The following is a 25,993-nucleotide window of genomic DNA, read 5'->3' as shown; positions in this document are numbered from 1 at the left end:
CTGCCCGGTTGATGTAGCTATTATGCAAAAGCTGGCTTGATAGTTCTAATCGTTTGGTGTTATCGTTTCAATCGTTAAAAGCTATCGAACTTATTGCCATCAATAAGATATAAGCTTTCAGGAGTGTAATACATGAATATCCGTGATTTTGAGTACTTGGTCGCACTTGCTGAGCATAAACATTTTCGTAAAGCTGCAGAGTCTTGTTTTGTTAGTCAACCAACGCTAAGTGGCCAAATCAAGAAGTTAGAAGAAGAAGTAGGATTGACGCTGCTAGAGAGAACCAGTCGTAAAGTATTGTTCACCGAAGCGGGCTTACAATTGGTCGATCAAGCAAAGCGTATTCTTATTGAAGTAAAGTTATTTTCAGAGCTTGCTAATCAGCAAGGTAAAGAGATGACAGGGCCATTACATTTAGGCTTTATTCCAACGGTGGGTCCTTATTTGTTGCCTTGGATCGTACCGACATTAAAAGCACAGTTTCCTGATTTGAATTTATATCTTCATGAAGCCCAGACACATCAATTGGTTAAAATGCTAGAAGAAGGCAAGATTGATTGTATGATTTTGGCCTCGGTTGATGAGACGAGTGGCTTTATTGAAGTGCCTGTCTATGATGAACCGATGGTGTTGGCTGTACCTAAAGAGCATAAGTGGGCAGAAGAAAAGTCGATCGATATGTCTCGTCTTAATGGTGAATCCGTACTGATGCTTGGCGATGGTCATTGCTTACGAGATCAAGCATTAGGTTTTTGCTTTGCGGCAGGAGCAAAAGACGACGATCACTTTAAAGCAACAAGCTTAGAAACGTTGCGAAATATGGTCGCCGCTGGAGGAGGGATAACATTGATGCCTTATCTTTCTGTGCCAAAAGAAAAAGAGCGTGATGGGGTGTGTTATTTGCCTGCGAAAGCACCTGTACCGCATCGCCAAATTGTATTGGCTTATCGTCCGGGTTCACCTTTAAAGAGTCGCTATGAGGCATTAGCAAAAGAAATAGAAAGTAAAATGGCTGACGTTATCCATTAAACTGTTTTATAGATAAAATACGAATAAAAAAGGGACGCTAAGTGAGCGTCCCTTTTTCTTTATTTCAACTAAGTCACTTAGAATAAGCTTTCGTCTTCTTCGCCGTCGCCATCAGCATCACCTGATGAATAGATAGTATCTTGGAAATCTTGTTTTACGTATTCAGTTGGCTCTGTACCGCCAGCAAAATATTCCCACATACTCGTTTCATCATTTTTATTACTTAATAGGCCAGTTTCACGGTCTATTTTTACTTTAATGATGTTGGCTGGAAGTCTTAATTTTTCTTCAGGTACGCCTTCTAAAGCAACCTTCATGAAATTAACCCAAGCGTAGATTGCTGTTTTACCACCAGCTTCTCCGCCGGTTAGCATCTCATCTTTGGACATGTTGTCATTTTTACTTGTGCTGCCTAAATGGTGTGATGGGTTATCAAAACCAACCCAAGCCGTTGCAACAACGTTTGGACCGTAACCATTATACCATGCATCAACAGAGTCATTGGTTGTACCGGTTTTACCACCAATATCACGACGTTTTAGCACTTGTGCTCGCCAGCCCGTACCATTCCAACCGGTACCTTTACTCCATACGCCACCACCCCAGATATTGCTATACATCATCTGTTTTGTGAGGAACGCATTTTGAGCTGAGATAACTTTTTTCGCATAAGGTGAGTTTTCATCATTTTGGTGATCGCACTCTTTTTGGCAGATAAGTTTTGGCGTTGCTTTGTAAACCTCATCGCCGTATGGGCTTTCAATATGGTCTATATAATAAGGTTCCACATAGTAACCATTATTAGCAAAGACTGAAAAGCCTTGTGCCATTTGTACTGGGCTTAAACTGCCCGCACCAAGAGCAATGGTATCTGAGCGAGGTAACTCATCTTTCTTGAAACCAAAACGAGTAAGATAATCAATCGTTTCATCTAAACCGACATCACGCAAAACGCGAACAGCCATTACATTTTTCGATTGAGCTAAACCAATACGTAAACGAGCAGGACCAATGTAGGTTGGTGGTGAGTTTTTAGGTCTCCATGCCGTACCTTGGCTTTCATCCCATGTATTGATCGGTGCATCGGTAATTAAGCTTGCTAGTGTTTTACCGTGATACAACGCCGCGGAATAAATAAATGGTTTAATACTCGAACCAACTTGACGAACAGATTGAGTCGCACGGTTAAATTTATTATGAACAAAGTTGAAACCACCAACCAGAGAGGTAATCGCTCCGTCATTAGGATCCATTGCAACAAATGCGGTATTCGCTGCGGGAACTTGGCTTAGTTTCCAGACGATAGTCGTAACGTCGTCTTTTGTTTCTTCGCTGAGAGGACGAACGTAAATTTGCTCACCAACGCTCAAAATATCAGAGGCACGACGAGGTGAAGAACCTTGACGTTTATCTGTTTTGAAGCGACGAGCCCATTTTAATCCATCCCAAGGAATGGTTGCTGTACCGTTATTTTTGATATTAACCGTGGCTGTTTTTCCTTTCACTTGAGTAACAATTGCAGGCATTAACTCACCGTACGAAGGTTCTTTTTTCAAGTGTTTTGCCATCGCGTCTTCATCAAGCGGTGTGGCTTTCGGTTCCCAGACTGTTTTGACTGCACCACGGAAACCATGGCGTTCGTCATAAGCAAGTAAGTTATCGATTGATGCTTTGTTTGCAGCGGCTTGCATTTTTGAATCTACAGTCGTGTAGATATTCATACCTGATGTATAAGCCGCTTCTTCACCGTACTTATTCACCATCCATGCACGAGCTATTTCTGCAACATAAGGGGCTTGTAGTTTAATTTCTGCGCCGTGATATTTAGAAATAACCACTTCCGCTTTTGCGTCTTCAAACTCTTGTTTTGTGATATAGCCTTCATCGAGCATACGAGCCAGTACGACATTTCGACGAGTCGTAGCACGGTCAACAGAATAAATAGGGTTCATCGTTGAAGGCGCTTTTGGTAAGCCAGCAATGATAGCGACTTCACCTAGCGTTAATTCGTTTACTTCTTTACCAAAATAAACATGAGCGGCAGCACCAACACCGTATGAACGGTAACCAAGATAAATTTTATTTAAATAGAGTTCTAAAATTTCTTGTTTTGTTAGTAATTGCTCAATGTGAACCGCGATAAAAATCTCTTTGATTTTTCGCATGATTTTCTTCTCATTTGATAAGAAGAAATTACGCGCAAGTTGCTGAGTAATGGTACTCGCCCCTTGTTTTGCGGAACCTGAAGCAAGTACTGCAAATGCGGCACGAGTAATACCAATAGGATCAAAACCATAATGGCTATAGAAACGACTGTCTTCAGTTGCAATGATGGCCTCAAGTAAATGAGGGGGCATGTCTTCCAATTTTAAAGGAATACGGCGTTTTTCACCAAATTGAGCGATCAACTTTCCATCGCGGCTATAAACTTGCATTGGCGTTTGTAGCTGAACGTCTTTCAATGTCGCAACATCTGGTAATTCTGGTTTCACATATTGGTAAAAACCAAAAATTGTAGTGACCCCAATAATTATGCAAACAAATGTAACTATGAGCAGTGCCTTTATGAACTTCACCTGATATTTCCCGTTTACTTTAATCTGTATTGTCGTTTCTAACCAATAACTGAGTAGTATAAATATAACACAACGAAAAATAACGTAAATTAACGCTTAATTTTGAGATATTTATTTTTTACTCGGAGCTAAATCAAGATGATTTATCCTACAGTCACTGGTGTAGACATAGGGCATCATAGCATTAAAGCGGCGTCTATAAGGTTAAAAAAAGGTCAATTTGAACTGATTGCTTGTCATGAAGTGTTATTACCTGACTCTGTTTTTATTGATACGAACTCAGTAAACCTCGAAGAGTTAACGCCATATCTGACTCGTTTAAAAAAAATGCTCTCATTTAATCAAAAGCGTATCGCTTTTTCTGTACCTGATAGCAACATTATCAGCAAGGTCATACAGATAGACAGTCAGCTTGATGAAAAAGAAACAGAGTTCGCGATTGCGCATACTTTTAACCAGCAATCCTCTTTTTCTGTGGAAGATCTTAATTTAGATTATGTCGCGTTAAATCAGCGAGGGGTAAGCAGCGTTAAAACAACAACATATCAAGTGTTTGCTACACGTAAGGATCTCATCGAATCTCGTCAATTATGTTTCTCTTCTGGAGGATTAACCCCCGTTTTAGCCGATGCTCATTCACATTCGTTATTCGCATTGTGGAAGAAGGCGACAGAATCCTATCCGAATAAAAAGAACTGGATGTTAATTGATATTGGGCACGCTCAAACTATTTTTTGTGTGATGTCACCGAATCATAACTTTTACTCTAAAAATATCATGTTTGGAGCGCAAGACTTACAGAGTAAAGACGAACAAGAAACCAGTGAAAGTATTAGTTTTGAACATGATACGACGTTTATTGCTCAACTCTCTGAGCATATTAAACGGCAAGTCACACTCTATTCGTCGATCCATCACCATAAAATTGAAGGTGTGTGGGTTGTCGGTGGTGGAGCACTGTTACCTGGCTTATCGGATTGCCTAAGTTATGAAGTCTCTCTCCCAACAATGGAATTAAATGTATCGTCTCTTTTTTTTCAAGATAAAAAACGAGTGATGCCTATGGCTGTCAATGCAAGTCAATATGCGGTTGCTTTAGGTCTGGCGTTGAGAGGGGTGTCATGGCTTACGAGATAAACTTGCTGTCTTGGCGAGATGAAAAAAGGCTTAAATATAAACAACGGTTTATCGCGATATTAGTCTTGGCGGTTATTCTTTCGGTTTGTTTGCAGTGGGGTTTTGCTCGGTATTTGAATCATCAAGCTTCATTGCAAGATTCGCGTAATAACTCATTAACGACCCACGTGACTTGGCTTAATAGTGAACTAAAGGGATTGGCAGAAATAGGAAAGCAGCATGAGGCTATTTTGACTCGCTTAAAAGTGGTCGAGAATCTGCAGCAAAATAGAAATAAAACAACGCAAATTCTTAATCTATTACCGGAAGTGATTACTGAAGGTGTCTATTTAAACAAAATTAGAATGGATGCTCGCAGTATTGAAATGAAAGGGTTTAGTGACAGTAATGCTCGATTGGCGACGATGCTGGATAAATTGGAACGGTCCACGCAGATTGTTGATGTCGAAATGCATTCGATTGTTTCTGGGCAAACGATGTTTGGGCATGAAATGAGTCGTTTTGACGTGTCCTTTCGATTATTAGCCCCAAAGAAGAGGGTAAATAATGATTGATTGGCGTGAGTTAGATGTAGATGAAATTACTGAGTGGCCATTGTTACCTCAGTTACTTGTCGTGTTTTTACTGTGCCTATGTGTGCATGCCGCAGGGTATTGGTTTTGGTTATCACCGATTCAGGAAAAAACAGAGCAATTAAAGAGAGACGAATTAACGTTAAAAACAACCATCAAATATAAATACAATCAAGTCGCGGCAATGCCTGAAATGGAAGACCAATTAAATGAATTGAATTTACGTTATGAATTTTTAGCGCAGCAACTTCCTGCACAAAAAGAACTAGCGAGTATGTTGTCAGGGATAAATCAAGTTGGGATTCAAAACAAACTCACGTTTACTCGTATTGATTGGGGAGAAAAACAGAATCAAGAATTTCTATATAAACTGCCTCTAAACATCGAGTTAACGGGGCAATATCATGATATCGGGTCATTTTCAGAGGCAATTGCTGATCTTCCTAGAATTGTAAGTTTAGAGAATATTGATATTCAACGAGTGAGTAAAGAGAGCAGTACATTGCACTTTCGAGTAATGGCTTATACCTATCAATTTAGGGGGACCCATGAGTAAGCAATTATTCGTTATGCTCACTTTTCTTTTCGTGATGGTCGGGTGCAAAGCAAACAAAGACTCGCTAGATGACTTTTATGTAGAGGCTAAATTACAAGGCACTAGAGACGTTGAAGTATTAGCTGGCGTGCTTCCTTTTGACGTCGATTCCTATAATGGGGCTGATGAACGTTCCCCTTTCGTTTTACCTAAGTTGCCAGAAAAAGTGAGTCAGCCAATCGCTAAAAAATCATGCTGGCAACCAACATACAGAAAGAAAAGCGGCAGTTTAGAGCGTTATTCATTAAGGAAATTACGTCTTAAAGGTGTTATGGGAAGTGAAAATGACATTACTGCGTTAATACAAACACCAAAAGGTGGGGTTATAAAAATTCGAAAAGGACAATTTATGGGCATGAATAATGGTCAAGTTGTCGATATTCAATCAAAACAAATCACGCTAAAAGAAACGCTGTCTGATGGGATGGGGTGTTGGCAAAAACGGTACATAAAATTAGCGTTAAACAATTAATTAATTTTAGGATTAGGAAAATAACATGTCGCAAGGATGCAGAGGTAACATGAATACTGGAGCAATGAGATGGTGTGCTTTTCTTGTACTGTTTTTTGTTCATATTCATGTATTTGCTGAAGAGTCAGTTGAGAATCAACTCGTTTCTGTCGATTTTCAATTAAGTAAACAAAAAGAAGGGCTGATAACCGTTGAGCTTGCTTCAGGAGCGGCTACGGTAGATTTACGTAAAGAGAGCGGTAAGTTAGTCATTGAGCTTCATGACACTAAAGTAAATGATGATAAATTAGTCATTTTGGATGTTGAAGATTTTGCGACCTTGGTTTCTCGTATCGAGACGTTTAGAGAACCGAATAGTACGTTGCTTTTTGTTGATATTAAGGGGGATTATGATTATGACTATTCTCTTAAAGGGGCTTTTTTAGAAGTGATCGTGTCTGCCCCTGTTGTTTTAACCGCGCAAAAAGAAGCGACGAAAGTTAAAGAAGAGAGTAAACCGATCTCAATCAATTTCCAGGATATCCCCGTACGCCATGTATTACAGTTGATCGCTGATTATAACGACTTTAATTTAGTGGTTGCCGATTCAGTGAAAGGCAATTTGACGTTGCGTCTCGATGGTGTTCCATGGCAGCAGGTTCTCGATATTATTTTGAAAGTAAAAGGATTAGATAAGCGAGTTGAAGGTAATGTGGTTTTGATCGCACCTAAGGCCGAGCTCGATGCACAAGAGAAGCAAGTGCTAGAGCAAGCTCAGATGGCGTCAGAGTTAAGTGCATTATCGTCTGAAATACTGTCGATTAAATACGCTAAGGCCTCTGAGATTGCTGATTTATTGGTAGGCGAAGGTGATATAACCATGTTATCGAGCCGAGGTAGTATTACGGTCGATGAAAGAACGAACTCCTTATTATTAAGGGATTTATCAGAAAATATAACGGTAATAAAAGACATTATTGAATCATTAGATATTCCGGTTAAGCAGGTGCAAATAGAAGCTCGAATTGTTACCGTTAATGAAGGAAATCTTGATGAGTTAGGGGTTCGCTGGGGATTCTCAAATACCAACGGAAGTGCAACGGCAGGAGGGTCGATTGAAAGTAATTTGGCGGCTGTGGGTTTATATGATGGTGGAAAAGATGGGTTGCCCGTAGACGATTTTTTAAATGTGAATTTAGGGCTATCGAATCCAGCAGCATCAAGTATTGCTTTTCAAGTGGCGAAACTCGGTTCAAACTTATTACTGGATCTTGAACTGTCCGCGCTTCAATCGGAATCAAAAGCGGAGATTATTTCGAGTCCTCGCTTAATTACGACGAATAAAAAGCCCGCTTATATCGAACAAGGGACTGAAATTCCTTATTTAGAGTCGTCATCGAGCGGTGCAACAACCGTTGCCTTTAAAAAAGCGGTATTAAGTTTAATGGTTACACCACAGATAACGCCGGATAATCGATTGGTTCTTGATTTGATTGTGACGCAAGATAGACCAGGTCAAATTGTGAAAACGGGGACAGGTGAAGCGGTCGCAATTGAAACACAAAGAATAGGGACTCAAGTTTTAGTGGATAATGGCGAAACCGTTGTTTTGGGTGGTATTTATCAGCATTCCTTATCAAATAGTGTAGAAAAAGTACCACTACTGGGTGATTTACCCCTACTTGGAGTGCTATTTCGTCGCAGCTCCGAAAATATAGGTAAAAAAGAATTATTAATCTTTGTTACACCAAAAGTTGTTATACAATAGTAAGATAGCTTCAAATTTGATGGTTTATTTTTGATGAAATAGGTGTAAAGAAAAATAATTATGCTGAACTTTTCATCTAGCTATTGCAATTACTAGCTATTAACTGAGATAATTTTTGGTCTTATCACGAAATATCTGTGAGGAATATGGTGCCACAGAAGCATGTCTGTTGAAGAGACAACTGTTGGCAATGTCGTTAATGAACTTTGCATAATTTCTAAAAAATGGCTGAAAAACGAAATATTTTCCTTGTTGGCCCAATGGGCGCCGGCAAAAGTACAATTGGTAGACACTTAGCACAGCAACTTCACATGGAGTTTCTTGATTCTGATACGGTAATTGAAGAACGCACAGGCGCAGATATCGCTTGGGTATTCGACGTTGAAGGTGAAGAAGGTTTCCGTATACGTGAGGAAGGTGTAATTAACGATTTAACTCAAGAGCAAGGCATTGTACTTGCGACGGGTGGTGGCTCTGTAATTAGTAAAGAGAGTCGCAATCGTTTATCTGCTCGTGGTGTCGTTGTATATCTTGAAACTACGATTGAGAAGCAATTAGCTCGCACACAACGCGATAAAAAACGTCCGTTGCTTCAAACTGATGAGCCTCGAGAAGTGTTAGAAGCACTAGCGAAAGAACGTAATGCACTTTATGAAGAAGTGTCTGATTACGTTGTTCGTACCGATGATCAAAGTGCAAAAGTTGTAGCAAATCAAATCATCCAAATGCTTGAAGAGCGTTAATTCAAGTCATTTTATAAGACAGATATTGGGAACGAATCATGGAAACGATTCATGTAGATTTAGCAGAACGTAGCTATCCCATCTCTATCGGCGCCGAGTTGTTTTGCAACCCGGCGCATTTTTCATCTGTAATACCTGCCAAAAAACGTGTTGTCGTTATTAGTAATGTAACGGTTGCGCCGTTGTATGCTCAACAAATCATCGACACTTTAAATACGTTTGAATGCCAAGTATCACTGCTTGAATTAGACGATGGCGAACAATATAAAAATCTTGATACTTTCAATCAAATCCTGACGTTCTTATTAGAAGAAAATCACAGCCGAGACGTGACTATTGTTGCATTAGGCGGTGGTGTTGTTGGTGATGTGGTTGGTTTTGCCTCTGCGTGTTATCAGCGTGGTGTCGATTTTATTCAAGTTCCAACGACGTTATTGTCCCAAGTGGATTCATCCGTTGGTGGAAAAACAGCAATAAACCATCCGCTAGGTAAAAATATGGTGGGTGCCTTTTATCAACCTAAAGCGGTTATTATTGATATTAATTGTCTTAAGACGTTACCTGAACGCGAATTTGCAGCGGGCATGGCTGAAGTCATTAAATATGGCATTATTATTGATAGTGATTTCTTTGATTGGCTTGATGAGAACATGGAAAAACTCTATGCACTCGATCACGATGCATTGGTGTATGCCATTTCACGTTGTTGCCAAATCAAAGCGGATGTTGTGGCCAAAGATGAAAAAGAATCAGGCGTTCGCGCACTTTTGAATTTAGGTCATACTTTTGGCCATGCGATAGAGGCCGAAATGGGTTACGGTAATTGGCTTCATGGTGAGGCCGTGTCTGCTGGAACCGTAATGGCTGCAGTGACAGCTCAAAAAGAAGGCTTAATTTCACAGCAAGAAGTGGATCGCATTTGTGCTCTACTTAAAAAAGCGAAATTACCTTTGAAAGCACCTAAAGAAATGACGGTAGAGGCATTTATGAAGCACATGATGCGTGACAAGAAAGTATTGTCAGGCAAGTTACGTTTGGTGCTCCCAACTTCAATTGGTAGCTCTGAGGTCGTAACAGGTGTTTCTGAACGTGTTCTCGCTGATGTGATAGAGCAATGTAAGGCATAAACGATGAATATTGGTCATGATTCAACTGTTTTAGAATTAGAAAGTCAGATTGATGTGTTATCTCGCATTCAGTTTGTTTCTCGTTTTGGTTCTAATTTGGTACATATTGAAGGAGTTAAAGGCTCTGGAAAGTCATGGCTATCTCAGCGTTACCTTGAAAAATGGTGTGATGATGCAGATCAAGTACTATTGATGTGCCATACCAATCAATCAATATATCAACAGCGTGGGATCATTTTAAAACAGATGGTTCGTGATCCGCTTTTTAATGAGCACGATACTGTTGTTGATAGTATTAGTCGGATGTTAGCGGGTGAAAAGTGCAACTTAGTTCTGGTTATTGATGACGCACATTTACTCTCTTCTGAGTTACTTAGTGAGTTGTGGTTACTGGTTCAAAAAGCACAGTCAGCGTCTAACTGGCAAATTAATGTGCTGCTTTTTGCTGATAAAGGAACGTTAACACAGCCTTTATCGCAGATGTCTTATGGGCAGGACAGTAAACCGATTGATATTGATATTGAGTTATTGACGCAAGATGAAGCGGCAACGTTTTCTGAAATGCTTGTGATTCGTTTTGCATCAAGCAAAGAAGAGAAAGCAAGAATTCGTCGCTTGGTGAATAAGAATAATAGATTGCCAGGGGAACTTATTATATTAGGTGAGAAAAAAGCAGAACGACGAGTAATTATTCGTTCAGTAGCGCAATCTCCCGTTGGTGTTTTAAGTTTAGCGGCTATTTTACTTCTTGGTTCCGCAGGTGGTTATTGGTGGATGAATCAGTCATCGCTGCTTTCTATGAACTCAATGCTTGATGATTCGCTGAATCAATCATTAAATAATGACAGTTTGGTCTTCGATGCACTTAATAAAGAAAACTCAGAGCTTAACAGTATTAATCTGCCTGAAGATGATTCACATACGATCCCTCCTGATGTGATTGATAAGCCGATAATTATCGAATCAAGTAAAGAGGAAGGTAAGCGTGTTGTCGTCCCCTCTGAAGTGGTTGATGCTTTAGTCGGTGGTTCTGAACCTTCGGATGAATCGGCGTCATTAACTTCTTCTGCGGATGATATTCTTGCTACTCAAGAGACGGTAAATAAAGAAAATACGACATCAGTGTCTTCTAAAAAAGAAGACATGACGAGTATTGTTGATGAGAGTAAGCCTTTAGTCGCCGAAAAAAATACAGACGTAGGCAAAGAACGTATTACGTTTACGTTGGCTAATTCTGAACTTAAAGCCATTTCTGAAAAACGTTATATATTGCAATTAGCCGCTTTAACAAATGAAGAAGCGGTGCAAGAGTTCTTAGATGAACATCAACTTGGAAATTCAGCTCGAATTTATCAAGCATTAAGAAATGGTTCGATTTGGTATATTGTGAGTTATGGTGATTATGTCTCCATTTCAAAAGCTCGTGGTGCGGTGAAGAATCTGCCAAATTCAGTTCAAACTCTGGGTCCTTGGGCAAAATCTTTAGTTCAAGTACATCGAGAAATTGATTCTTTAAAATAACACTGAGTATTGATTAAAAATAGGGTACAATCGCCCGCTTTCTGGATTAGGGTAAAAGGCTAAAAAGACGTATGAAAAAGCATCGCGCATTTCTTAAGTGGGCTGGCGGCAAATATAGCCTAGTAGAAGAAATTCAACGTCATCTTCCTGATGCTAGAAAATTGATCGAACCCTTTGTTGGGGCAGGTTCTGTATTTTTAAATACAGACTATGATCATTATCTTCTTGCTGATATTAATCCTGATTTGATCAATCTTTATAACCATCTTAAAGAGAATCCAGAGCGCTTTGTTGAAGATGTTCGTGAATTATTCCAACCTGAATATAATCAAAAAGAAGTCTATTTAGATCTGCGTATTGAATTTAATCAATGTACAGATACGTACCGTCGTTCTCTGTTATTTCTCTATATGAACCGTCATGGCTTTAATGGGTTGTGTCGTTATAACAAAAAAGGAGGGTTTAACGTTCCTTTTGGTTCTTATAAAAAACCGTATTTCCCTGAAAAAGAAATGTATTTTTTTGCTGAGAAAGCAAAGAAAGCGACGTTTGTTTGCGAAGGCTATCTAGAAACCTTTAAGCGAGCACGCAAAGGTTGTGTGATTTATTGCGATCCTCCTTATGCCCCTTTATCTACAACTGCGAACTTTACTTCGTACGCAGGTAATGGTTTCTCTTTAGATGATCAAGCGGCTCTCGCTGATATTGCGGAAAAAGCAGCATTTGAGCGAGATATTCCAGTTCTGATTTCTAATCATGACACCATTTTGACTCGTCGTTTGTATCATGGTGCAACGCTGAATAAGATAAAAGTTAAACGTACCATTAGTCGAAATGGTGCTGGCCGAAATAAAGTTGATGAACTCATGGCTTTGTTTTATGCGCCGAAATGTACCGAGTAATCTAAGCTACCCTTTTCAAACAATTGCCTAAGACAGTGTTTAAAATATCAGGTAGAATTGCGCCGTCGATTTAATCGATTGCGTAACTCTTATCAGATACTTATTTTAACCTGAGGCTCAACATGAAAGATTTTTTGATCGCACCATCTATTCTCTCTGCTGATTTTGCTCGTCTTGGTGAAGACGTAGACAAAGTATTAGCGTCAGGCGCTGATGTGGTTCACTTTGATGTGATGGATAACCACTACGTACCAAACTTAACGTTCGGTGCGCCGATTTGTAAAGCGTTACGTGATTACGGTATTACCGCTCCAATTGATGTGCATTTGATGGTGAAACCAGTGGACAGCATTGTTCCTGAGTTTGCAAAAGCCGGTGCAACAATGATCACTTTCCATGTTGAAGCATCTGAACATGTTGATCGTACCCTTCAGCTAATTAAAGAGCACGGCTGTAAAGCGGGTGTTGTACTTAATCCTGCTACGCCATTATCCTGTCTTGACTACATTCTTGATAAAGTCGATATGATCTTACTTATGTCAGTTAATCCGGGTTTTGGTGGTCAGTCATTTATTCCTAGTACGTTAGATAAATTGCGTGCAGTACGTAAATTGATCGATGACTCTGGTCGTGATATCCGCCTTGAAATTGATGGTGGCGTAAAAGTGGATAACATTCGTGAAATCGCAGAAGCGGGCGCGGATATGTTTGTGGCAGGCTCTGCAATCTTTAATCAACCAAATTATAAAGAAGTGATTGATGAAATGCGTGCTGAACTCGCTAAAGTGAAAGGTAATTAAGAGACATGTTTGAAAACATCAAACTGATCGCGTTTGATTTGGATGGAACACTGCTAGATAGTGTTCCAGACTTAGCTCGTGCGGTTGATCTTGCTATGCAAGACCTAGATTACCCTGGCGTTACATTAGAACAAGCTTCTCATTGGATTGGCAATGGTGCGGATGTTTTGGTCTCTCGTGCTTTAAGTCAAAGTGTGGTCGTTGCTGAAGGTCTTAATCCTGAGTTGGTAAAAACAGCTCGTGCGCGTTTAGATCATCATTACCATGAGGGTGGTCATAAGCTGAGCCATCTTTACCCAAACGTAAAAGAGACATTAGAGTCGCTATATAAGGAAGGGTATACGCTAGCGCTTGTGACGAATAAGCCCGCGCAATTTGTTCCTGAATTATTAAAACAACATCAACTTGAACATTTATTTGTTGATGTTGTTGGTGGCGATACCTTTGTCGAGAAGAAGCCTAATCCATTCGCTTTAAATTGGTTACTCGATAAGCATCATCTTTTGCCGACGCAAATGTTGATGGTGGGTGATTCTCAAAATGATATTCAAGCCGCTAAAGCCGCTGGTTGTTATAATTTCGGATTAACTTATGGTTATAACCATGGGGAACCTATTGCAGACAGTGATCCTGATGTTGTGAGTGATGAATTTAATCATTTATTAGCCGTGATGAGTGTGGCAAGATAGTATTCGTTAATAAGTACACGGATTAACGTAATTCGGCATTATTAATATCGATAGAATAACCATTAAATGATCCGATAACGGGTCATTTAATTTTTACAGTTAAACAAGGAATCATAACCATGAGCAAGCCCATCGTATTAAGTGGTGTTCAACCGTCAGGTGAACTGAGTATTGGTAACTACTTGGGTGCTCTACGTCAATGGCAACAGATGCAAGACGATTATGATTGTCAGTACTGTGTTGTAGACCTTCATGCCATTACGGTTCGTCAAGATCCTAAAGCATTGCATGAAGCGACACTCGATGCTCTGGCAATTTGTCTCGCGGTTGGTGTTGATCCAAAGAAGAGCACGTTATTTGTTCAGTCACATGTACCAGAGCATGCTCAACTAGGTTGGCTTCTTAACTGTTATACCCAAATGGGTGAACTAAGTCGTATGACTCAGTTTAAAGATAAGTCTGCTCGTCATTCAAATGATGTGAATGTTGGGTTATTCGGTTACCCAGTCTTAATGGCGGCTGATATTTTATTGTACGGCGCGCATCAAGTGCCTGTGGGCAGTGATCAAAAGCAGCATTTAGAATTAGCGCGTGATATTGCGAATCGTTTCAATAATGCTTACTGCCCTGAATCGCCTTTATTCACGGTTCCAGAACCCTACATCCCACAAGTGAATGCGCGTGTGATGAGTCTACAAGATGCGACGAAGAAAATGTCTAAATCAGATGATAACCGTAAGAATGTTATTACGCTGTTAGAAGATCCTAAGTCAATTCTTAAGAAAATCAATAAAGCGCAAACAGACGCAGAAATGCCACCTCGTATTGCTCATGATTGGGAAAACAAAGCCGGTATTTCAAACCTTATGGGTCTGTATTCTGCAGCAAGTGGCCAAACGTTTGAAGAGATCGAAGCTCAATACCAAGGTGTTGAAATGTATGGTCCATTCAAGAAAGACGTTGGTGAAGCGATTGTGACGATGCTAGAGCCGATTCAATCTGAATATAAACGTATTCGTGATGATCGTACGTATATGGATTCAGTAATGAAAGCGGGAGCCGAAAAGGCATCAGAACGCGCTGCAGTTACACTGAAAAAAGCGTATGAAGCCGTTGGTTTTGTTACTCGCCCATAGTTAGTCTGCCAATGAGTTAAATGAATTGCTCGTTAGCTTTTTGCTAGCGAGCAATTTTTATTTCTTCTTCTCTACTTAGCGAATGTAGTCTTTTTTATGCTGTTAATGATCGATAATTATGATTCTTTTACTTATAACCTATATCAGTACTTTTGTGAGTTAGGTATAGAGGTCAAAGTAATACGTAATGATGAAATTGATATTAAAGGTATTGAAGCGCTTAACCCTTCACATTTAGTCATATCTCCTGGCCCTTGTACCCCGAATGAAGCGGGTATTTCATTAGAAGCCATTACGTATTTTTCTGACAAATTACCTATTTTAGGCGTGTGTTTAGGCCACCAAGCGATTGCTCAAGTTTTTGGTGGTGATGTTGTGCGTGCAAGAAAAGTGATGCACGGTAAAACATCGTTAATTACACACACCAATTGCAGTGTATTTACAGGGTTGAATAATCCGTTAACGGTTACTCGTTATCATTCTTTAGTCGTGAAAGCAGACACATTACCTGCGTGTTTTGATATCACTGCTTGGACTGAAAATGATGAGGGAGAAATGGATGAGATCATGGGGTTTCGTCATAAAACATTACCAATAGAAGCGGTTCAATTTCATCCTGAATCGATAATGACAGAACAAGGTCATGAGATTTTATCTAACTTTATTAATAAATAATTAATATCTCTCTTAATTAAGAGAGCGATCCAGTTCACCCTTCTTGCTTTTTCTTTTTTCTCCGTTTTAAAAATAATAAGTGCTGATTTATGCATAATAAATTGAGCGTTCATCCTAATAAAGTCGTTTACATATAAACAAACCTCCTATAGCTTGATTTTATAACTATTCTAAAATAATGACTGAGCAGTCATTTAATTACAGAAGGTGAAACTTTTTTAGTTCAAAAAAAGAATTTTGTACTATTGAAAAGGTTAATGGTTTGTAAATACTATGCTGAAAAACGGCATACGCAGAAGGAAAGTGTGATGACGACCAATTCACAAGTAGAACGTAAAGACTTTAATGATGTAATGGTACCTTGTTATAACCCGATGGAAATTATTCCAGTAAAGGGTCAAGGTGCACGAGTGTGGGATCAAGCGGGAAAAGAATACGTTGATTTTGCTGGAGGGATTGCAGTGAGCTGTCTTGGCCACTGCCATCCAATTATGGTTAATGCACTGCAAGAGCAGTCACAAAAACTGTGGCACTTAAGTAACGTGTTAACTAATGAACCTGCAATTCGTCTGGCTAAAAAATTAACCGAAGTTTCTTTTGCTGAAAAAGTTTTTTTTGCTAACTCTGGCGCAGAGGCAAATGAAGCGGCATTGAAATTGGCTCGTCGCTGGGCGGTTGATGTTCATGGTGCAGAAAAAAGTGAAATCATTGCATTTAAGCAGGGCTTTCATGGGCGTACTTTCTTTACCGTAACGGTCGGTGGGCAAGAAGCTTATTCTGATGGTTTTGGACCTAAGCCGGGTGATATCTCTCATCTTGAATACAATAACCTTGCCGAACTTGAAGCACACATGTCAGAAAAAACCTGTGCGATCATGATGGAACCACTGCAAGGTGAAGGTGGGTTAATTTCACCAACGGCTGAATTTGTTGAGGGCGTCAGAGCGCTATGTGACAAATACAACGCACTGCTTATTTTTGATGAAGTTCAAACCGGAAACGGCCGTACTGGTGACTTTTATGCATACCAAGGCTTAGGGGTTACGCCTGACATTCTGAGTACTGCGAAATCACTCGGTGGTGGCTTTCCTATTGGCGCGATGCTTACCACAACCGAGCTTGCTCAACATTTAAAAGTGGGTACACATGGGTCAACTTATGGTGGTAATCCATTAGCTTGTGCAGTGGCAGAAGCCGTTGTAAGCGAAGTGAGCAAGCCAGAAGTATTGGCTGGCGTGAAAGAGCGTGAACAATGGTTTCGTGACGGCTTAGAAGCGTTGAATGCCAAATACGATATGTTTGCCGAGATACGTGGTAAAGGGTTATTGCTTGGTGCGGCATTAAATGAAGCATGGCAAGGGCGAGCTCGTGACGTGTTAGTTGCCGCTGGTGAACAAGGCTTAATGGTCTTAGTTGCCGGTGTTAATGTTGTTCGTTTTACGCCATCGCTAGTTATCACAAAAGAAGATGTTGAGTTAGGTTTCGAGCGTTTAGATAACGCATTAGCATCATTAACTAAATAATCGTCATCTCTTAATTATGTCAGTGACCCACTAATTTGGGTCACTCTTCTCAGTTCGATCTCACTTTTATTTCTACAGTATAGTGCTCACTCCAATGAATAGTCTCGTGGTTTTATTTATTGGAATTAGCATGATCTTTATACATCGCATCGGAGGGATTATTGATGCTTGTTATTCGCCCTATTACTCAGGAAGATTATCCTGCACTTCATCAGTGTGCCGTAGAGTCTGGACATGGTTTTACGTCATTACCCGTTAATGAAGAGCAGCTTAGAAATCGTATTGATCATTCCACAGAAAGTTTTGAAAAAGAAGCGCTTTCCCCTGGGACTGAAGGCTACCTTATGGTTGGCGAAGACACGGTTACCGGTGAAGTGACCGGAACCACAGGGATAGAAGCGGCAGTCGGACTCGATTCACCATTTTATAATTATCACATCAGTAAAGTGGTTCATTTCTCTCGTAAATTAAACGTAAACAATGTGGTAAAAGTGCTGACGTTCGGCAGTAATTACACGGGAAGTACTGAGATTTGTACTCTATTTCTACGTCCGGAATTTCGTGAAGGCCTCAATGGTCGCTTGATGTCAAAAGCCCGATTTTTAATGATGGCAGAACACCCGCATCGTTTCTCAGACACTATTTTTGCAGAGATGCGTGGTGTGTCAGATGAAGAGGGGCAATCGCCGTTTTGGAAATGGTTACAAAAACACTTCTTTTCTATTGATTTCACCGAAGCCGATTATTTAACAGGTATTGGTTACAAAGGCTTTATTGCCGATCTTATGCCTAAATTACCGATCTATGTCAGTCTGTTAAGCACTGAGGCACAAGCGGTTATCGGCAAGGTGCATGACAGTACTAAACCGGCTTTAAAACTGTTAGAGAATGAAGGGTTTCGTTGTCGTGGTTATGTGGATATTTTTGACGCGGGCCCAACAGTAGAGTGCGATTTACGCAGCATTGAATCGGTGCGAAATTCATTTAAAGCCAAAGTTATCATTACAGAACATAACAGCTCTCAACAGTATTTAATTTCAAATACATCGTTTGAAAATTTTAGAGCAACGGCAACAACAGCTGCTTATGACAAAGCCACTGATACCGTTCATTTAACTAGAGATGCGGCAGATGCATTACAAGTCGATGTTGATGATTACGTACGTTTACTGGCTCAATAGAGGACAAAGGATATGACACATTGGATTGCAGGGGATTGGGTTTCTGGCCACGGTGAAGCAATACAATCATTAAGCCCATACAACAGCAACGTTGTATGGCAGGGAGAAAGCGCAACCAAAGATCAAGTTGAGTCTGCGGTTAGTGCGGCACGACATGCCTTTATTGAGTGGAAAAAGCAGCCTTTCGAAGCGCGCCAAGTGATTATTGAGCGTTTTGCAGCGTTAGTGAAAGAGAACACGGATAAGATTGCTGAAGTCATTTCTAAAGAGACTGGAAAGCCTTTTTGGGAAACAAAAACAGAAGCGGGCGCGATGGTAGGTAAAATTGCCATCTCTATACGTGCGTATCATGAAAGAACGCCCCATAAAGAGCGTGAAGCGGCGGGAAATAAAATAGTACTCAGACATCGCCCATTAGGTGTAATGGCGGTCTTTGGACCGTATAACTTCCCTGGTCACCTCCCTAATGGCCATATCGTTCCTGCATTGCTTGCGGGTAACACGGTGGTATTAAAACCATCAGAGCAAACGCCGTGGACCAGTGAAGTCATTATGACATTATGGCAACAAGCGGGTTTGCCAAATGGGGTGATTAATTTGGTGCAAGGCGCTCGTGAAACTGGTGAAGCGTTAGCGAGTGCCAAAGGTATTGATGGTTTGCTGTTTACTGGCAGTGCCAATACGGGGCATATCCTGCATCGTCAATTTTCTGGAGATACCGGGAAAATGCTCGCTCTAGAAATGGGTGGCAATAATCCAATGGTTATTTCCAAGTCCTTTGGTGAGCAAGAGGCCGCAATTTATACGATTATTCAATCGGCATTTATTAGTGCAGGCCAGCGTTGTACTTGTGCCCGTCGTTTGTATGTTCCTACAGGTAAGGCGGGAGATGAGTTATTAGTTCGTCTCGTTGAAGTGGCAAAAACCATCGTGGTTGATCAACCTTTTGCCGAGAATACGCCATTTATGGGACCACAAATCTCAGTCGCAGCAGCAGAGTTTATTCTCAACGCTCAGAAGAATTTACAAGATTTAGGTGGGGAGTCTCTACTTGAAGCAAAAAGCCTAGGTCACGCCTTTGTTTCTCCGGGGATTATCGATGCTACTAACGTTGCTGAATTACCCGATGAAGAATACTTTGGACCATTGCTACAAGTCGTGCGTTACGAGACATTAGAAGAAGCGGTAGAGCTTGCTAATGACACTCGCTATGGTTTATCTGCGGGTCTAGTATCGACGGATGACAGTGAGTGGGAATACTTTGTAGAACACATTCGTGCAGGTATCGTTAATCGCAATCGTCAATTGACAGGTGCGAGTGGTGATGCGCCATTTGGTGGCCCAGGTGCATCGGGTAATATGAAGCCGAGTGCGTATTATGCGGCAGATTATTGTGCTTATCCAATGGCATCGATGGAAGGTGACGCGTGTGAAATTCCTGCACAATTATCTCCAGGACTAACTCTTTAAGAGGTAACGAGTATGAATAATGTGAATTCTTTATTTTCGGCACTATGGCAAGATTATGTCGTTCGTCTATCTCCTTCTGCTGGGAAGGTTCGACAATTACTGTCTGGCGGTGACGAGATTATTAATGATCACATCGCACTAAGAACGTTTAATCTATCTAAAGTGGGTTTATCTACGTTAGCGGCGCCATTTTTAGCGATGGGCTATAAAGCGTGTGATGAATATGAGTTTGTTGCTAAAAAATTAAAAGCTCAACATTTCGAACATCCAGATCCAAAAGTGCCTAAAGTGTTTATTAGTGAATTATTAGTTGAGGAACTTTCTGTTCAGGCTCAAGATATTATTCATAAATTAGTTAAACAAGTGCCTACCCACTATTTTGTTAGTAATGACTTTTTGTCTTCTGGCCGACCTTGGTCATTAAGTTATGAAGAGTACGAAACGTTAGCAAAAGAAAGTGAATACGCTTCTTGGTTGGCGGCTCATGGTTATGGGGCAAATCATTTTACTGTGTATGTTAATCAGTTGGATGGTTTTGATAGCGTGGTGGATGTAAATCAACATCTTCGAAAAGCGGGTTTTTCTATTAATGAAGTTGGTGGAGAAGTAAAAGGATCTCCTGAGGTTCATTTAGAGCAGTCCTCAACGATGGCTGATAAAGTAACCGTAAACTTTACTGAGGGTGAATTTGACATTCCGGGTGGTTTTTATGAGTTTGCCAAACGTTATGCCTTACCTACAGGGGAATTATATCAAGGGTTTGTTGAGGCTTCTGCGGATAAGATTTTTGAAAGTACCGATGGGTAATTTACGTTTTTACGTCTTTAGGTCGTAAAGTCTACTCATAAAAAAACGCAGCTTATGGGCTGCGTTTTTATTTGTTTATGGTTATCGTTAAATTAACGAGTGCCGTAAACTACAATTGTTTTACCGTGTGCTGAAATCAAGTTTTGCTCTTCAAGCATCTTCAAGATACGACCAACAGTTTCACGTGAACAACCTACAATTTGACCGATCTCTTGACGAGTGATCTTAATTTGCATGCCGTCTGGGTGAGTCATTGCATCTGGTTGTTTAGCTAGATTCAGTAGAGTCTGAGCGATACGGCCTGTTACGTCTAGGAATGCTAAATCACCCACTTTTTGGCTAGTGATTTGTAGACGAGTTGCCATTTGAGCAGAAAGACGCATCAGAATGTCTGGGTTTACTTGAATAAGTTGACGGAATTTCTTGAATGAAATTTCAGCGACTTCACAAGGACTTTTTGCACGAACCCATGCTGAACGTTCTTGGCCTTCTTCAAACAAACCAAGTTCACCAATGAAGTCACCTTGGTTAAGGTAAGAAAGGATCATTTCCTTTCCTTCTTCATCTTTAATCAGTACAGCAACAGAACCTTTTACGATGTAGTAAAGAGTCTCAGCTTTTTCACCCGCGTGAATCAAAGTACTTTTTGATGGGTACTTATGAATGTGACAATGAGATAAGAACCACTCTAATGTTGGATCTGTCTGAGGTTTACCTAGAACCATACTTTATACTTCCTCTGCGTTTGCCAAGTAGGCGATGTCCATTTTAAAATAACTGAGCCAAATATCAGTTTGGCCTATAGAATATGGTTATCGGAACAAGGCTGCATGTTCGTTGAGATAATTGATAAAATAATACCCTGTTTCGCAATCGATTTCTTGACTTTGATCGTATGAATAGTGCGACCAAGGGCACAATTTCGTGAAATGGATCACGAGTTTTCCTTTTATGTTGTAAAGAGGCTTTTATGAATGCTGAAGTTAAATGGATTGATGGATTTACTTTCTTAGGTCAATCACAATCTGGTCACTCTGTTGTTATGGATGGTAATGGTGGAGAAAAAGCACCAAGCCCGATGGAATTGGTATTAATGGCGGCGGGAGGATGTAGCTCTGTTGATGTGATTGATGGTCTGAAATCAGCCAATCAAGCGGTCACGGGTTGTGTCGCTAAGCTATCAAGTGCTCGTCGAGATGTGGCACCAAAATTATTTACTCACGTAAATATTCATTTTGAGATAACAGGGAATAAGCTTGATCCTACGATCGTGGAAAGAGTGACGGCAGATTCTTTACAGAAATATTGTTCAGTGTGTTTAATGCTTGGCTCGGGTATTGAAATGACTCACAGCTGGGAAATCATTGCGTAATTACATTTGAAAAAATTAATGTAAAAAGGCCCGATTCAGTGTTGAATCGGGCCTTTTTTAAAAGGGGGTATGATTACAAAATGAAGCGACTTAAGTCTTCATTTTCAATTAATTCACCTAAACGAGAGGTTACATAAGCGTCATCTACCGTTAAGCTGTCACCGCCTTTCTCTGAAGCATCATAAGAAATTTCTTCCATTAGACGTTCCATTACGGTGTGCAAACGACGAGCACCGATGTTCTCTGTCGTTTCATTAACTCTAAATGCAGACTCTGCAATACGACTAATACCATCTTCAGTAAATTCGATATTGACATTTTCAGTCGCTAATAGAGCGATGTATTGCTCAGTTAGTGAGGCATTTGGCTCGGTTAAAATACGCTTAAAGTCATTTGCCGTTAGCGCTTCTAGCTCAACACGGATCGGTAAGCGACCTTGTAATTCAGGGATCAAATCGGATGGTTTCGCCATTTGGAATGCACCTGATGTGATGAATAGCATGTGATCAGTTCTAACCATGCCATGTTTCGTGCTTACTGTGCTGCCTTCCACTAATGGAAGAAGGTCACGTTGAACGCCTTCGCGAGATACATCACCAGATTGAGAATTTGATCCTTTGCAGATTTTATCTATCTCATCAATAAAGACGATGCCGTGATTTTCTACGTTAAATATGGCTTGTTCTTTTAGCTCTTCAGGGTTGACTAATTTAGCGCCTTCTTCTTCAGCAAGGGCTTTAAGCGCATCTTTGATTTTCATCTTGCGCTTTTTCGTTGTTTCGCCACCAGATAGGTTCTGAAACATGCCCTGAAGTTGGTTCGTCATTTCTTCCATGCCTGGAGGAGCCATGATTTCGACACCCACTTGAGGTGCAGCAACATCAACGTCAATCTCTTTATCGTCTAATTTTCCTTCACGCAATTTCTTACGGAAAGATTGACGAGTGCCAGAGTCATTATCACCTTCTTCATTCTTACCCCATGCATCGCGAGCGGGTGGTAATAAAATATCAAGGATACGATCTTCAGCTTGCTCTTCAGCGCGGAATTTTACTTTTTCTACCGCCTGTTGATGTGTCATTTTGATCGCGACATCGGTTAAATCACGAATGATGCTGTCGACTTCTTTGCCTACATAACCGACTTCTGTGAATTTAGTCGCTTCTACTTTAATGAACGGTGCATTGGCCAGTTTTGCTAAACGACGAGCAATCTCTGTTTTACCGACACCTGTAGGTCCGATCATTAAAATGTTTTTAGGCGTTACTTCTGCGCGTAATTCTGGTTGAAGTTGCATTCGACGCCAGCGGTTACGTAATGCAATGGCGACTGATCGTTTTGCTTTATCTTGACCAATAATATGGCTATCTAATTCGTGTACAATTTCACGAGGAGTCATTTCAGACATGGGTATTCCTTATTATTTGTTGGTATCAAGAACTTCAACGGTATGGTTATGATTGGTGTATACATCAGTATCACCAGCGATAGTCAGTGCTTTCACTGCAATATCGTATGCATCTAAATCTGTATTTTCTAATAATGCGGTTGCCGCAGAACGAGCAAAATAACCACCAGAACCAATAGTGAGGAGGTCATTATCTGCATTGATTAAGTCACCAGTACCACTGATGATCAGTGAGGTAGTGTCATCGGCAACAATTAGCATGGCTTCAAGACGACGTAAATTACGATCACTACGCCAATCTTTTGCTAGTTCAACGGCGGCTTTCGTTAAATTACCTTGGTGCATTTCTAATTTTCGTTCACATAGGTCGAACAAAATGAAGGCATCTGCGGTGCTGCCTGCGAATCCAACGAGTACAGAATCGTTATATAAACGACGAACTTTTTTTACGTTGCCTTTAGCGATCATATCGCCTTGAGATGCTTGGCCATCACCAGCAATAACGACTTTGCCTTCACGGCGAACAGAAACAATTGTAGTCACGAGTAAAACCTCTTATTCGATGAAGTAGTTACTTTTTAAATAACTGTCTTCTTCATGATTATTACTTATGTAATGGGGGGAGGGATTGCGGTTTTCAAGTTGCTTGAATAGAAAAAGGAGCACCTTAGGTACTCCTTTTTAAATATGTGATGTGTTGTCTACTTTTTTAAATGACGGTTATTGATCTTTCCAAATTGCACAAGGTTCTATTTTTGCACGTTGCAATTTATGACGATCTTTTTCTGCGTCACGCTTGAATTTATAAGGTCCAAGCACAACTTTAAACCAACTGCTTCCTTCTGAGTGTCGAACCGTCGACGTTAACCCTTGGAAAGCAATATTCATTTTTCGCTCTTCTGCTTGAGAACGATTTTTATAAGCACCACATTGCATTATGTATGGAATTTCTGAGACTTTTAGGTCTTTTTGCTCAACGGCGATTTCTTTATTTGGAAGCTCATCCATGTAGCTCCACTGCTCTTTTGGTAGCGGTGGAATATTGCTTGTTGAGTCTTTTGGCTTAGGAGCAACAGCTTCTACTATTTCAGGTTTTGTTTTTGGTTCTGGCGCATCGTTTAGAAAGTACAATGCATAACCAAATACGGCGACAAGTAATCCTGCAACAGCAACAGCTTTCCATGGCGTTGAGCCACTAGATACTGGTTTTTTTGCGCCTTTTTTCTTGGCGGTTTTTTTTGGCGCTTTCTGAGGAGAGCGTCCACGTTTCACATAATCTTTATTAGCCACGGTCTTTACTTAAATGCAGTCACTGATACTTACAATGGTAATCAGTTGTGAGAACTCATACCAGTCTTAGTGTAAAAAAGTACGCAAAAAGTCACTATTTGGACAAAATTATTGTTCTTAATAATGACTTTACTAAAGTGTGCTTAATTAAGTTATGAATAAAAGGCTCAATTAGGTGTTTTTAGGGGGAGCCGTACTTTCTCTTACCACTAAAGATGACTCTAAAAGTCGAGAGCCTGAACGCACATCATGACCTTTTAATAAATCTAAAAGCATTAACATAGATTGGCGCCCTATCTCATATCTAGGCTGAGATATGGTGGTGAGTGGCGGATCGCAGTACTGTGAAAATTCAATGTCATCAAAGCCCATGATTGAAATGTCTTGTGGAACTCGAAATCCCATTTGTTTTGCTTTTTGAATCGCACCAATCGCCATTATATCGTTATGACAAAAAATAGCCGTTGGCGGTGATGATAATGAGAGTAAGCTTGTGATTGCTTTAGCGCCAGCCTGAAAAGAAAAATCAGAATAATGAACATAAGTGGTGTTCATTGTTATTCCTGCGCGGCGTAATGCTTGTTGGTAACCTTGATGCCTAAATTGGCACAATGCTGAATCTTCAGGACCTGAAATTTCAGCGACGCGCTTATGACCCAGTTTTGTTAGGTAATTCACCGCTTCATAAGCCGCGGTTAGGTTATCAATGTGAACGGTAGGTAATTCGAGTTCTGGAGCGTATTCACACGCCATCACTAATGGGGGTAAATTCTTTTGTTCTTGACGACTGACGCTAAATGGAAGATCTGAACCGAGGAGAACCATACCGTCAACTTGCTTGGTATAGACTAAATTGACAAAAGTTTGTTCACGTTTCTTTTGTTGGCTACTGTCGCCAACCAAAATGATGTAGCCATTCTCTACGGCTGCATCTTCAATACCACGTAGGATATCACTGAAATAGGGATCACAGATATCAGGCACAATGGTTACGATGGTTTTTGATTCGTTACGACGCAAGGTTCGCGTCAATGTTGTTGGAGAGTAACCCGTCTCCAAAACGGCGTCCTCCACTCTTTTTCGAGTGCTTAATGATACCTTCTCTGGTGTCATTAATGCCCGTGATACGGTTGCTGTTGATACTCCCGCAGACAAAGCAACATCCTTCATTGTCGCCATAAAGACCTCTCCTAACTATTTATATAAAGTTAAACACCACAC

25 protein-coding genes are annotated in these 25,993 nt (G+C 40.4%); 19 read left to right on the top strand and 6 right to left on the bottom strand.

What is annotated here, in order from left to right:
- Positions 1–132: 132 nt before the first annotated feature.
- Complete coding sequence (oxyR, locus tag A6E04_RS03860; protein ID WP_023604148.1) at positions 133–1,029, top strand: DNA-binding transcriptional regulator OxyR; 897 nt, start codon at positions 133–135, stop codon at positions 1,027–1,029.
- 77 nt (positions 1,030–1,106) lie between these two features.
- Here oxyR and A6E04_RS03855 read toward each other — a convergent pair whose 3' ends face one another.
- Complete coding sequence (locus A6E04_RS03855; RefSeq protein ID WP_065610049.1) at positions 1,107–3,605, bottom strand: penicillin-binding protein 1A; 2,499 nt, start codon at positions 3,603–3,605, stop codon at positions 1,107–1,109.
- Positions 3,606–3,743: 138 nt separating this feature from the next.
- Between A6E04_RS03855 and pilM the strand changes: the two genes are divergently transcribed.
- The 17 genes from pilM to A6E04_RS03770 all read left to right on the top strand — a co-directional run bounded on the left by pilM (position 3,744) and on the right by A6E04_RS03770 (position 20,702).
- On the top strand, positions 3,744–4,742 hold the full coding sequence (pilM, locus tag A6E04_RS03850; RefSeq protein WP_023604149.1) for a type IV pilus biogenesis protein PilM: 999 nt from the start codon (positions 3,744–3,746) through the stop codon (positions 4,740–4,742).
- Entirely contained in the window at positions 4,727–5,296 is a 570-nt protein-coding gene (locus A6E04_RS03845; protein WP_017022493.1) for a PilN domain-containing protein, read from the top strand. Before pilM ends, A6E04_RS03845 begins: the two co-directional genes overlap by 16 nt.
- The gene (locus tag A6E04_RS03840; protein ID WP_017022494.1) at positions 5,289–5,870 is read left to right on the top strand and encodes a type IV pilus inner membrane component PilO; all 582 of its coding nucleotides are present in this window, start codon (positions 5,289–5,291) and stop codon (positions 5,868–5,870) included. Before A6E04_RS03845 ends, A6E04_RS03840 begins: the two co-directional genes overlap by 8 nt.
- Entirely contained in the window at positions 5,863–6,381 is a 519-nt protein-coding gene (locus tag A6E04_RS03835; protein ID WP_017022495.1) for a pilus assembly protein PilP, read from the top strand. Before A6E04_RS03840 ends, A6E04_RS03835 begins: the two co-directional genes overlap by 8 nt.
- 49 nt (positions 6,382–6,430) lie before the next feature.
- Complete coding sequence (locus A6E04_RS03830; RefSeq protein WP_026025522.1) at positions 6,431–8,128, top strand: type IV pilus secretin PilQ; 1,698 nt, start codon at positions 6,431–6,433, stop codon at positions 8,126–8,128.
- 224 nt (positions 8,129–8,352) lie between these two features.
- The gene (gene aroK / locus A6E04_RS03825; RefSeq protein ID WP_012551169.1) at positions 8,353–8,871 is read left to right on the top strand and encodes a shikimate kinase AroK; all 519 of its coding nucleotides are present in this window, start codon (positions 8,353–8,355) and stop codon (positions 8,869–8,871) included.
- Between the two features lie 38 nt (positions 8,872–8,909).
- Positions 8,910–9,998, top strand: coding sequence for a 3-dehydroquinate synthase (gene aroB / locus A6E04_RS03820; RefSeq protein ID WP_012551170.1), 1,089 nt, complete (start codon positions 8,910–8,912; stop codon positions 9,996–9,998).
- Positions 9,999–10,001: 3 nt separating this feature from the next.
- Positions 10,002–11,519: an SPOR domain-containing protein gene (locus A6E04_RS03815; RefSeq protein WP_065610047.1), complete on the top strand. Its 1,518-nt coding sequence runs from the start codon at positions 10,002–10,004 to the stop codon at positions 11,517–11,519.
- 71 nt (positions 11,520–11,590) lie between these two features.
- A complete protein-coding gene (dam, locus tag A6E04_RS03810; RefSeq protein WP_017022499.1) occupies positions 11,591–12,421 on the top strand; it encodes an adenine-specific DNA-methyltransferase in 831 nt (276 codons plus the stop codon).
- A 122-nt stretch (positions 12,422–12,543) separates the two neighbouring features.
- On the top strand, positions 12,544–13,221 hold the full coding sequence (gene rpe, locus A6E04_RS03805) for a ribulose-phosphate 3-epimerase (RefSeq protein ID WP_012551173.1): 678 nt from the start codon (positions 12,544–12,546) through the stop codon (positions 13,219–13,221).
- A 5-nt stretch (positions 13,222–13,226) separates the two neighbouring features.
- A complete protein-coding gene (locus tag A6E04_RS03800) occupies positions 13,227–13,910 on the top strand; it encodes a phosphoglycolate phosphatase (RefSeq protein ID WP_065610045.1) in 684 nt (227 codons plus the stop codon).
- Between the two features lie 119 nt (positions 13,911–14,029).
- Positions 14,030–15,046, top strand: coding sequence for a tryptophan--tRNA ligase (gene trpS, locus A6E04_RS03795; RefSeq protein ID WP_012551175.1), 1,017 nt, complete (start codon positions 14,030–14,032; stop codon positions 15,044–15,046).
- Positions 15,047–15,142: 96 nt separating this feature from the next.
- Positions 15,143–15,721, top strand: a complete 579-nt coding sequence (locus A6E04_RS03790) for an aminodeoxychorismate/anthranilate synthase component II (protein ID WP_012551176.1) — start codon at positions 15,143–15,145, stop codon at positions 15,719–15,721.
- A 308-nt stretch (positions 15,722–16,029) separates the two neighbouring features.
- Entirely contained in the window at positions 16,030–17,244 is a 1,215-nt protein-coding gene (locus A6E04_RS03785; protein ID WP_023604155.1) for an aspartate aminotransferase family protein, read from the top strand.
- 164 nt (positions 17,245–17,408) lie between these two features.
- On the top strand, positions 17,409–18,425 hold the full coding sequence (gene astA, locus A6E04_RS03780; protein ID WP_065610043.1) for an arginine N-succinyltransferase: 1,017 nt from the start codon (positions 17,409–17,411) through the stop codon (positions 18,423–18,425).
- A gap of 12 nt (positions 18,426–18,437) precedes the next feature.
- On the top strand, positions 18,438–19,895 hold the full coding sequence (gene astD / locus A6E04_RS03775; protein ID WP_065610041.1) for a succinylglutamate-semialdehyde dehydrogenase: 1,458 nt from the start codon (positions 18,438–18,440) through the stop codon (positions 19,893–19,895).
- 12 nt (positions 19,896–19,907) lie between these two features.
- Complete coding sequence (locus tag A6E04_RS03770) at positions 19,908–20,702, top strand: DUF1338 domain-containing protein (protein WP_065610039.1); 795 nt, start codon at positions 19,908–19,910, stop codon at positions 20,700–20,702.
- Between the two features lie 92 nt (positions 20,703–20,794).
- Here the strand turns inward: A6E04_RS03770 and crp are convergent, their stop codons facing one another.
- On the bottom strand, positions 20,795–21,427 hold the full coding sequence (gene crp / locus A6E04_RS03765) for a cAMP-activated global transcriptional regulator CRP (RefSeq protein WP_005421074.1): 633 nt from the start codon (positions 21,425–21,427) through the stop codon (positions 20,795–20,797).
- 245 nt (positions 21,428–21,672) lie between these two features.
- On the opposite strand from crp, the gene A6E04_RS03760 reads away from it, so the two are divergent.
- Positions 21,673–22,074 carry an OsmC family protein gene (locus A6E04_RS03760; RefSeq protein WP_017022506.1) on the top strand — a complete coding sequence of 134 codons (402 nt, stop codon included), beginning with the start codon at positions 21,673–21,675 and terminating at the stop codon, positions 22,072–22,074.
- A gap of 73 nt (positions 22,075–22,147) precedes the next feature.
- Here the strand turns inward: A6E04_RS03760 and hslU are convergent, their stop codons facing one another.
- The 4 genes from hslU to cytR form a co-directional block, all read right to left on the bottom strand.
- Positions 22,148–23,482, bottom strand: coding sequence for an ATP-dependent protease ATPase subunit HslU (gene hslU / locus A6E04_RS03755; RefSeq protein WP_012551182.1), 1,335 nt, complete (start codon positions 23,480–23,482; stop codon positions 22,148–22,150).
- A gap of 12 nt (positions 23,483–23,494) precedes the next feature.
- Positions 23,495–24,025, bottom strand: a complete 531-nt coding sequence (hslV, locus tag A6E04_RS03750; RefSeq protein ID WP_012551183.1) for an ATP-dependent protease subunit HslV — start codon at positions 24,023–24,025, stop codon at positions 23,495–23,497.
- Between the two features lie 177 nt (positions 24,026–24,202).
- Entirely contained in the window at positions 24,203–24,772 is a 570-nt protein-coding gene (locus A6E04_RS03745; RefSeq protein ID WP_017022507.1) for an SPOR domain-containing protein, read from the bottom strand.
- Positions 24,773–24,943: 171 nt separating this feature from the next.
- On the bottom strand, positions 24,944–25,951 hold the full coding sequence (gene cytR / locus A6E04_RS03740; protein ID WP_012551185.1) for a DNA-binding transcriptional regulator CytR: 1,008 nt from the start codon (positions 25,949–25,951) through the stop codon (positions 24,944–24,946).
- Positions 25,952–25,993 lie beyond the last annotated feature (42 nt).

Origin of the sequence: Aliivibrio logei, from assembly GCF_001691055.1 — a bacterium.
Taxonomy (GTDB): Bacteria; Pseudomonadota; Gammaproteobacteria; order Enterobacterales; family Vibrionaceae; genus Aliivibrio; species Aliivibrio salmonicida.
The sequence above is the reverse complement of the archived record's forward strand: the minus strand, read 5'-3'. Positions and strand labels throughout refer to the sequence as shown.

Bases quoted from the DNA above. Each gene is read 5' to 3' on its own strand.
- oxyR (WP_023604148.1), top strand. From the start codon at position 133: ATGAATATCCGTGATTTTGAGTACTTGGTCGCACTTGCTGAGCATAAA.
- A6E04_RS03760 (WP_017022506.1), top strand. From the start codon at position 21,673: ATGAATGCTGAAGTTAAATGGATTGATGGATTTACTTTCTTAGGTCAA.
- A6E04_RS03785 (WP_023604155.1), top strand. From the start codon at position 16,030: ATGACGACCAATTCACAAGTAGAACGTAAAGACTTTAATGATGTAATG.
- A6E04_RS03835 (WP_017022495.1), top strand. From the start codon at position 5,863: ATGAGTAAGCAATTATTCGTTATGCTCACTTTTCTTTTCGTGATGGTC.
- A6E04_RS03840 (WP_017022494.1), top strand. From the start codon at position 5,289: ATGATTGATTGGCGTGAGTTAGATGTAGATGAAATTACTGAGTGGCCA.
- dam (WP_017022499.1), top strand. From the start codon at position 11,591: ATGAAAAAGCATCGCGCATTTCTTAAGTGGGCTGGCGGCAAATATAGC.
- cytR (WP_012551185.1), bottom strand. From the start codon at position 25,951: ATGGCGACAATGAAGGATGTTGCTTTGTCTGCGGGAGTATCAACAGCA.
- A6E04_RS03845 (WP_017022493.1), top strand. From the start codon at position 4,727: ATGGCTTACGAGATAAACTTGCTGTCTTGGCGAGATGAAAAAAGGCTT.
- pilM (WP_023604149.1), top strand. From the start codon at position 3,744: ATGATTTATCCTACAGTCACTGGTGTAGACATAGGGCATCATAGCATT.
- A6E04_RS03770 (WP_065610039.1), top strand. From the start codon at position 19,908: ATGAATAATGTGAATTCTTTATTTTCGGCACTATGGCAAGATTATGTC.
- A6E04_RS03830 (WP_026025522.1), top strand. From the start codon at position 6,431: ATGAATACTGGAGCAATGAGATGGTGTGCTTTTCTTGTACTGTTTTTT.
- A6E04_RS03790 (WP_012551176.1), top strand. From the start codon at position 15,143: ATGCTGTTAATGATCGATAATTATGATTCTTTTACTTATAACCTATAT.
- astD (WP_065610041.1), top strand. From the start codon at position 18,438: ATGACACATTGGATTGCAGGGGATTGGGTTTCTGGCCACGGTGAAGCA.
- aroK (WP_012551169.1), top strand. From the start codon at position 8,353: ATGGCTGAAAAACGAAATATTTTCCTTGTTGGCCCAATGGGCGCCGGC.
- trpS (WP_012551175.1), top strand. From the start codon at position 14,030: ATGAGCAAGCCCATCGTATTAAGTGGTGTTCAACCGTCAGGTGAACTG.
- hslU (WP_012551182.1), bottom strand. From the start codon at position 23,482: ATGTCTGAAATGACTCCTCGTGAAATTGTACACGAATTAGATAGCCAT.
- crp (WP_005421074.1), bottom strand. From the start codon at position 21,427: ATGGTTCTAGGTAAACCTCAGACAGATCCAACATTAGAGTGGTTCTTA.
- rpe (WP_012551173.1), top strand. From the start codon at position 12,544: ATGAAAGATTTTTTGATCGCACCATCTATTCTCTCTGCTGATTTTGCT.
- A6E04_RS03800 (WP_065610045.1), top strand. From the start codon at position 13,227: ATGTTTGAAAACATCAAACTGATCGCGTTTGATTTGGATGGAACACTG.
- A6E04_RS03815 (WP_065610047.1), top strand. From the start codon at position 10,002: ATGAATATTGGTCATGATTCAACTGTTTTAGAATTAGAAAGTCAGATT.
- aroB (WP_012551170.1), top strand. From the start codon at position 8,910: ATGGAAACGATTCATGTAGATTTAGCAGAACGTAGCTATCCCATCTCT.
- astA (WP_065610043.1), top strand. From the start codon at position 17,409: ATGCTTGTTATTCGCCCTATTACTCAGGAAGATTATCCTGCACTTCAT.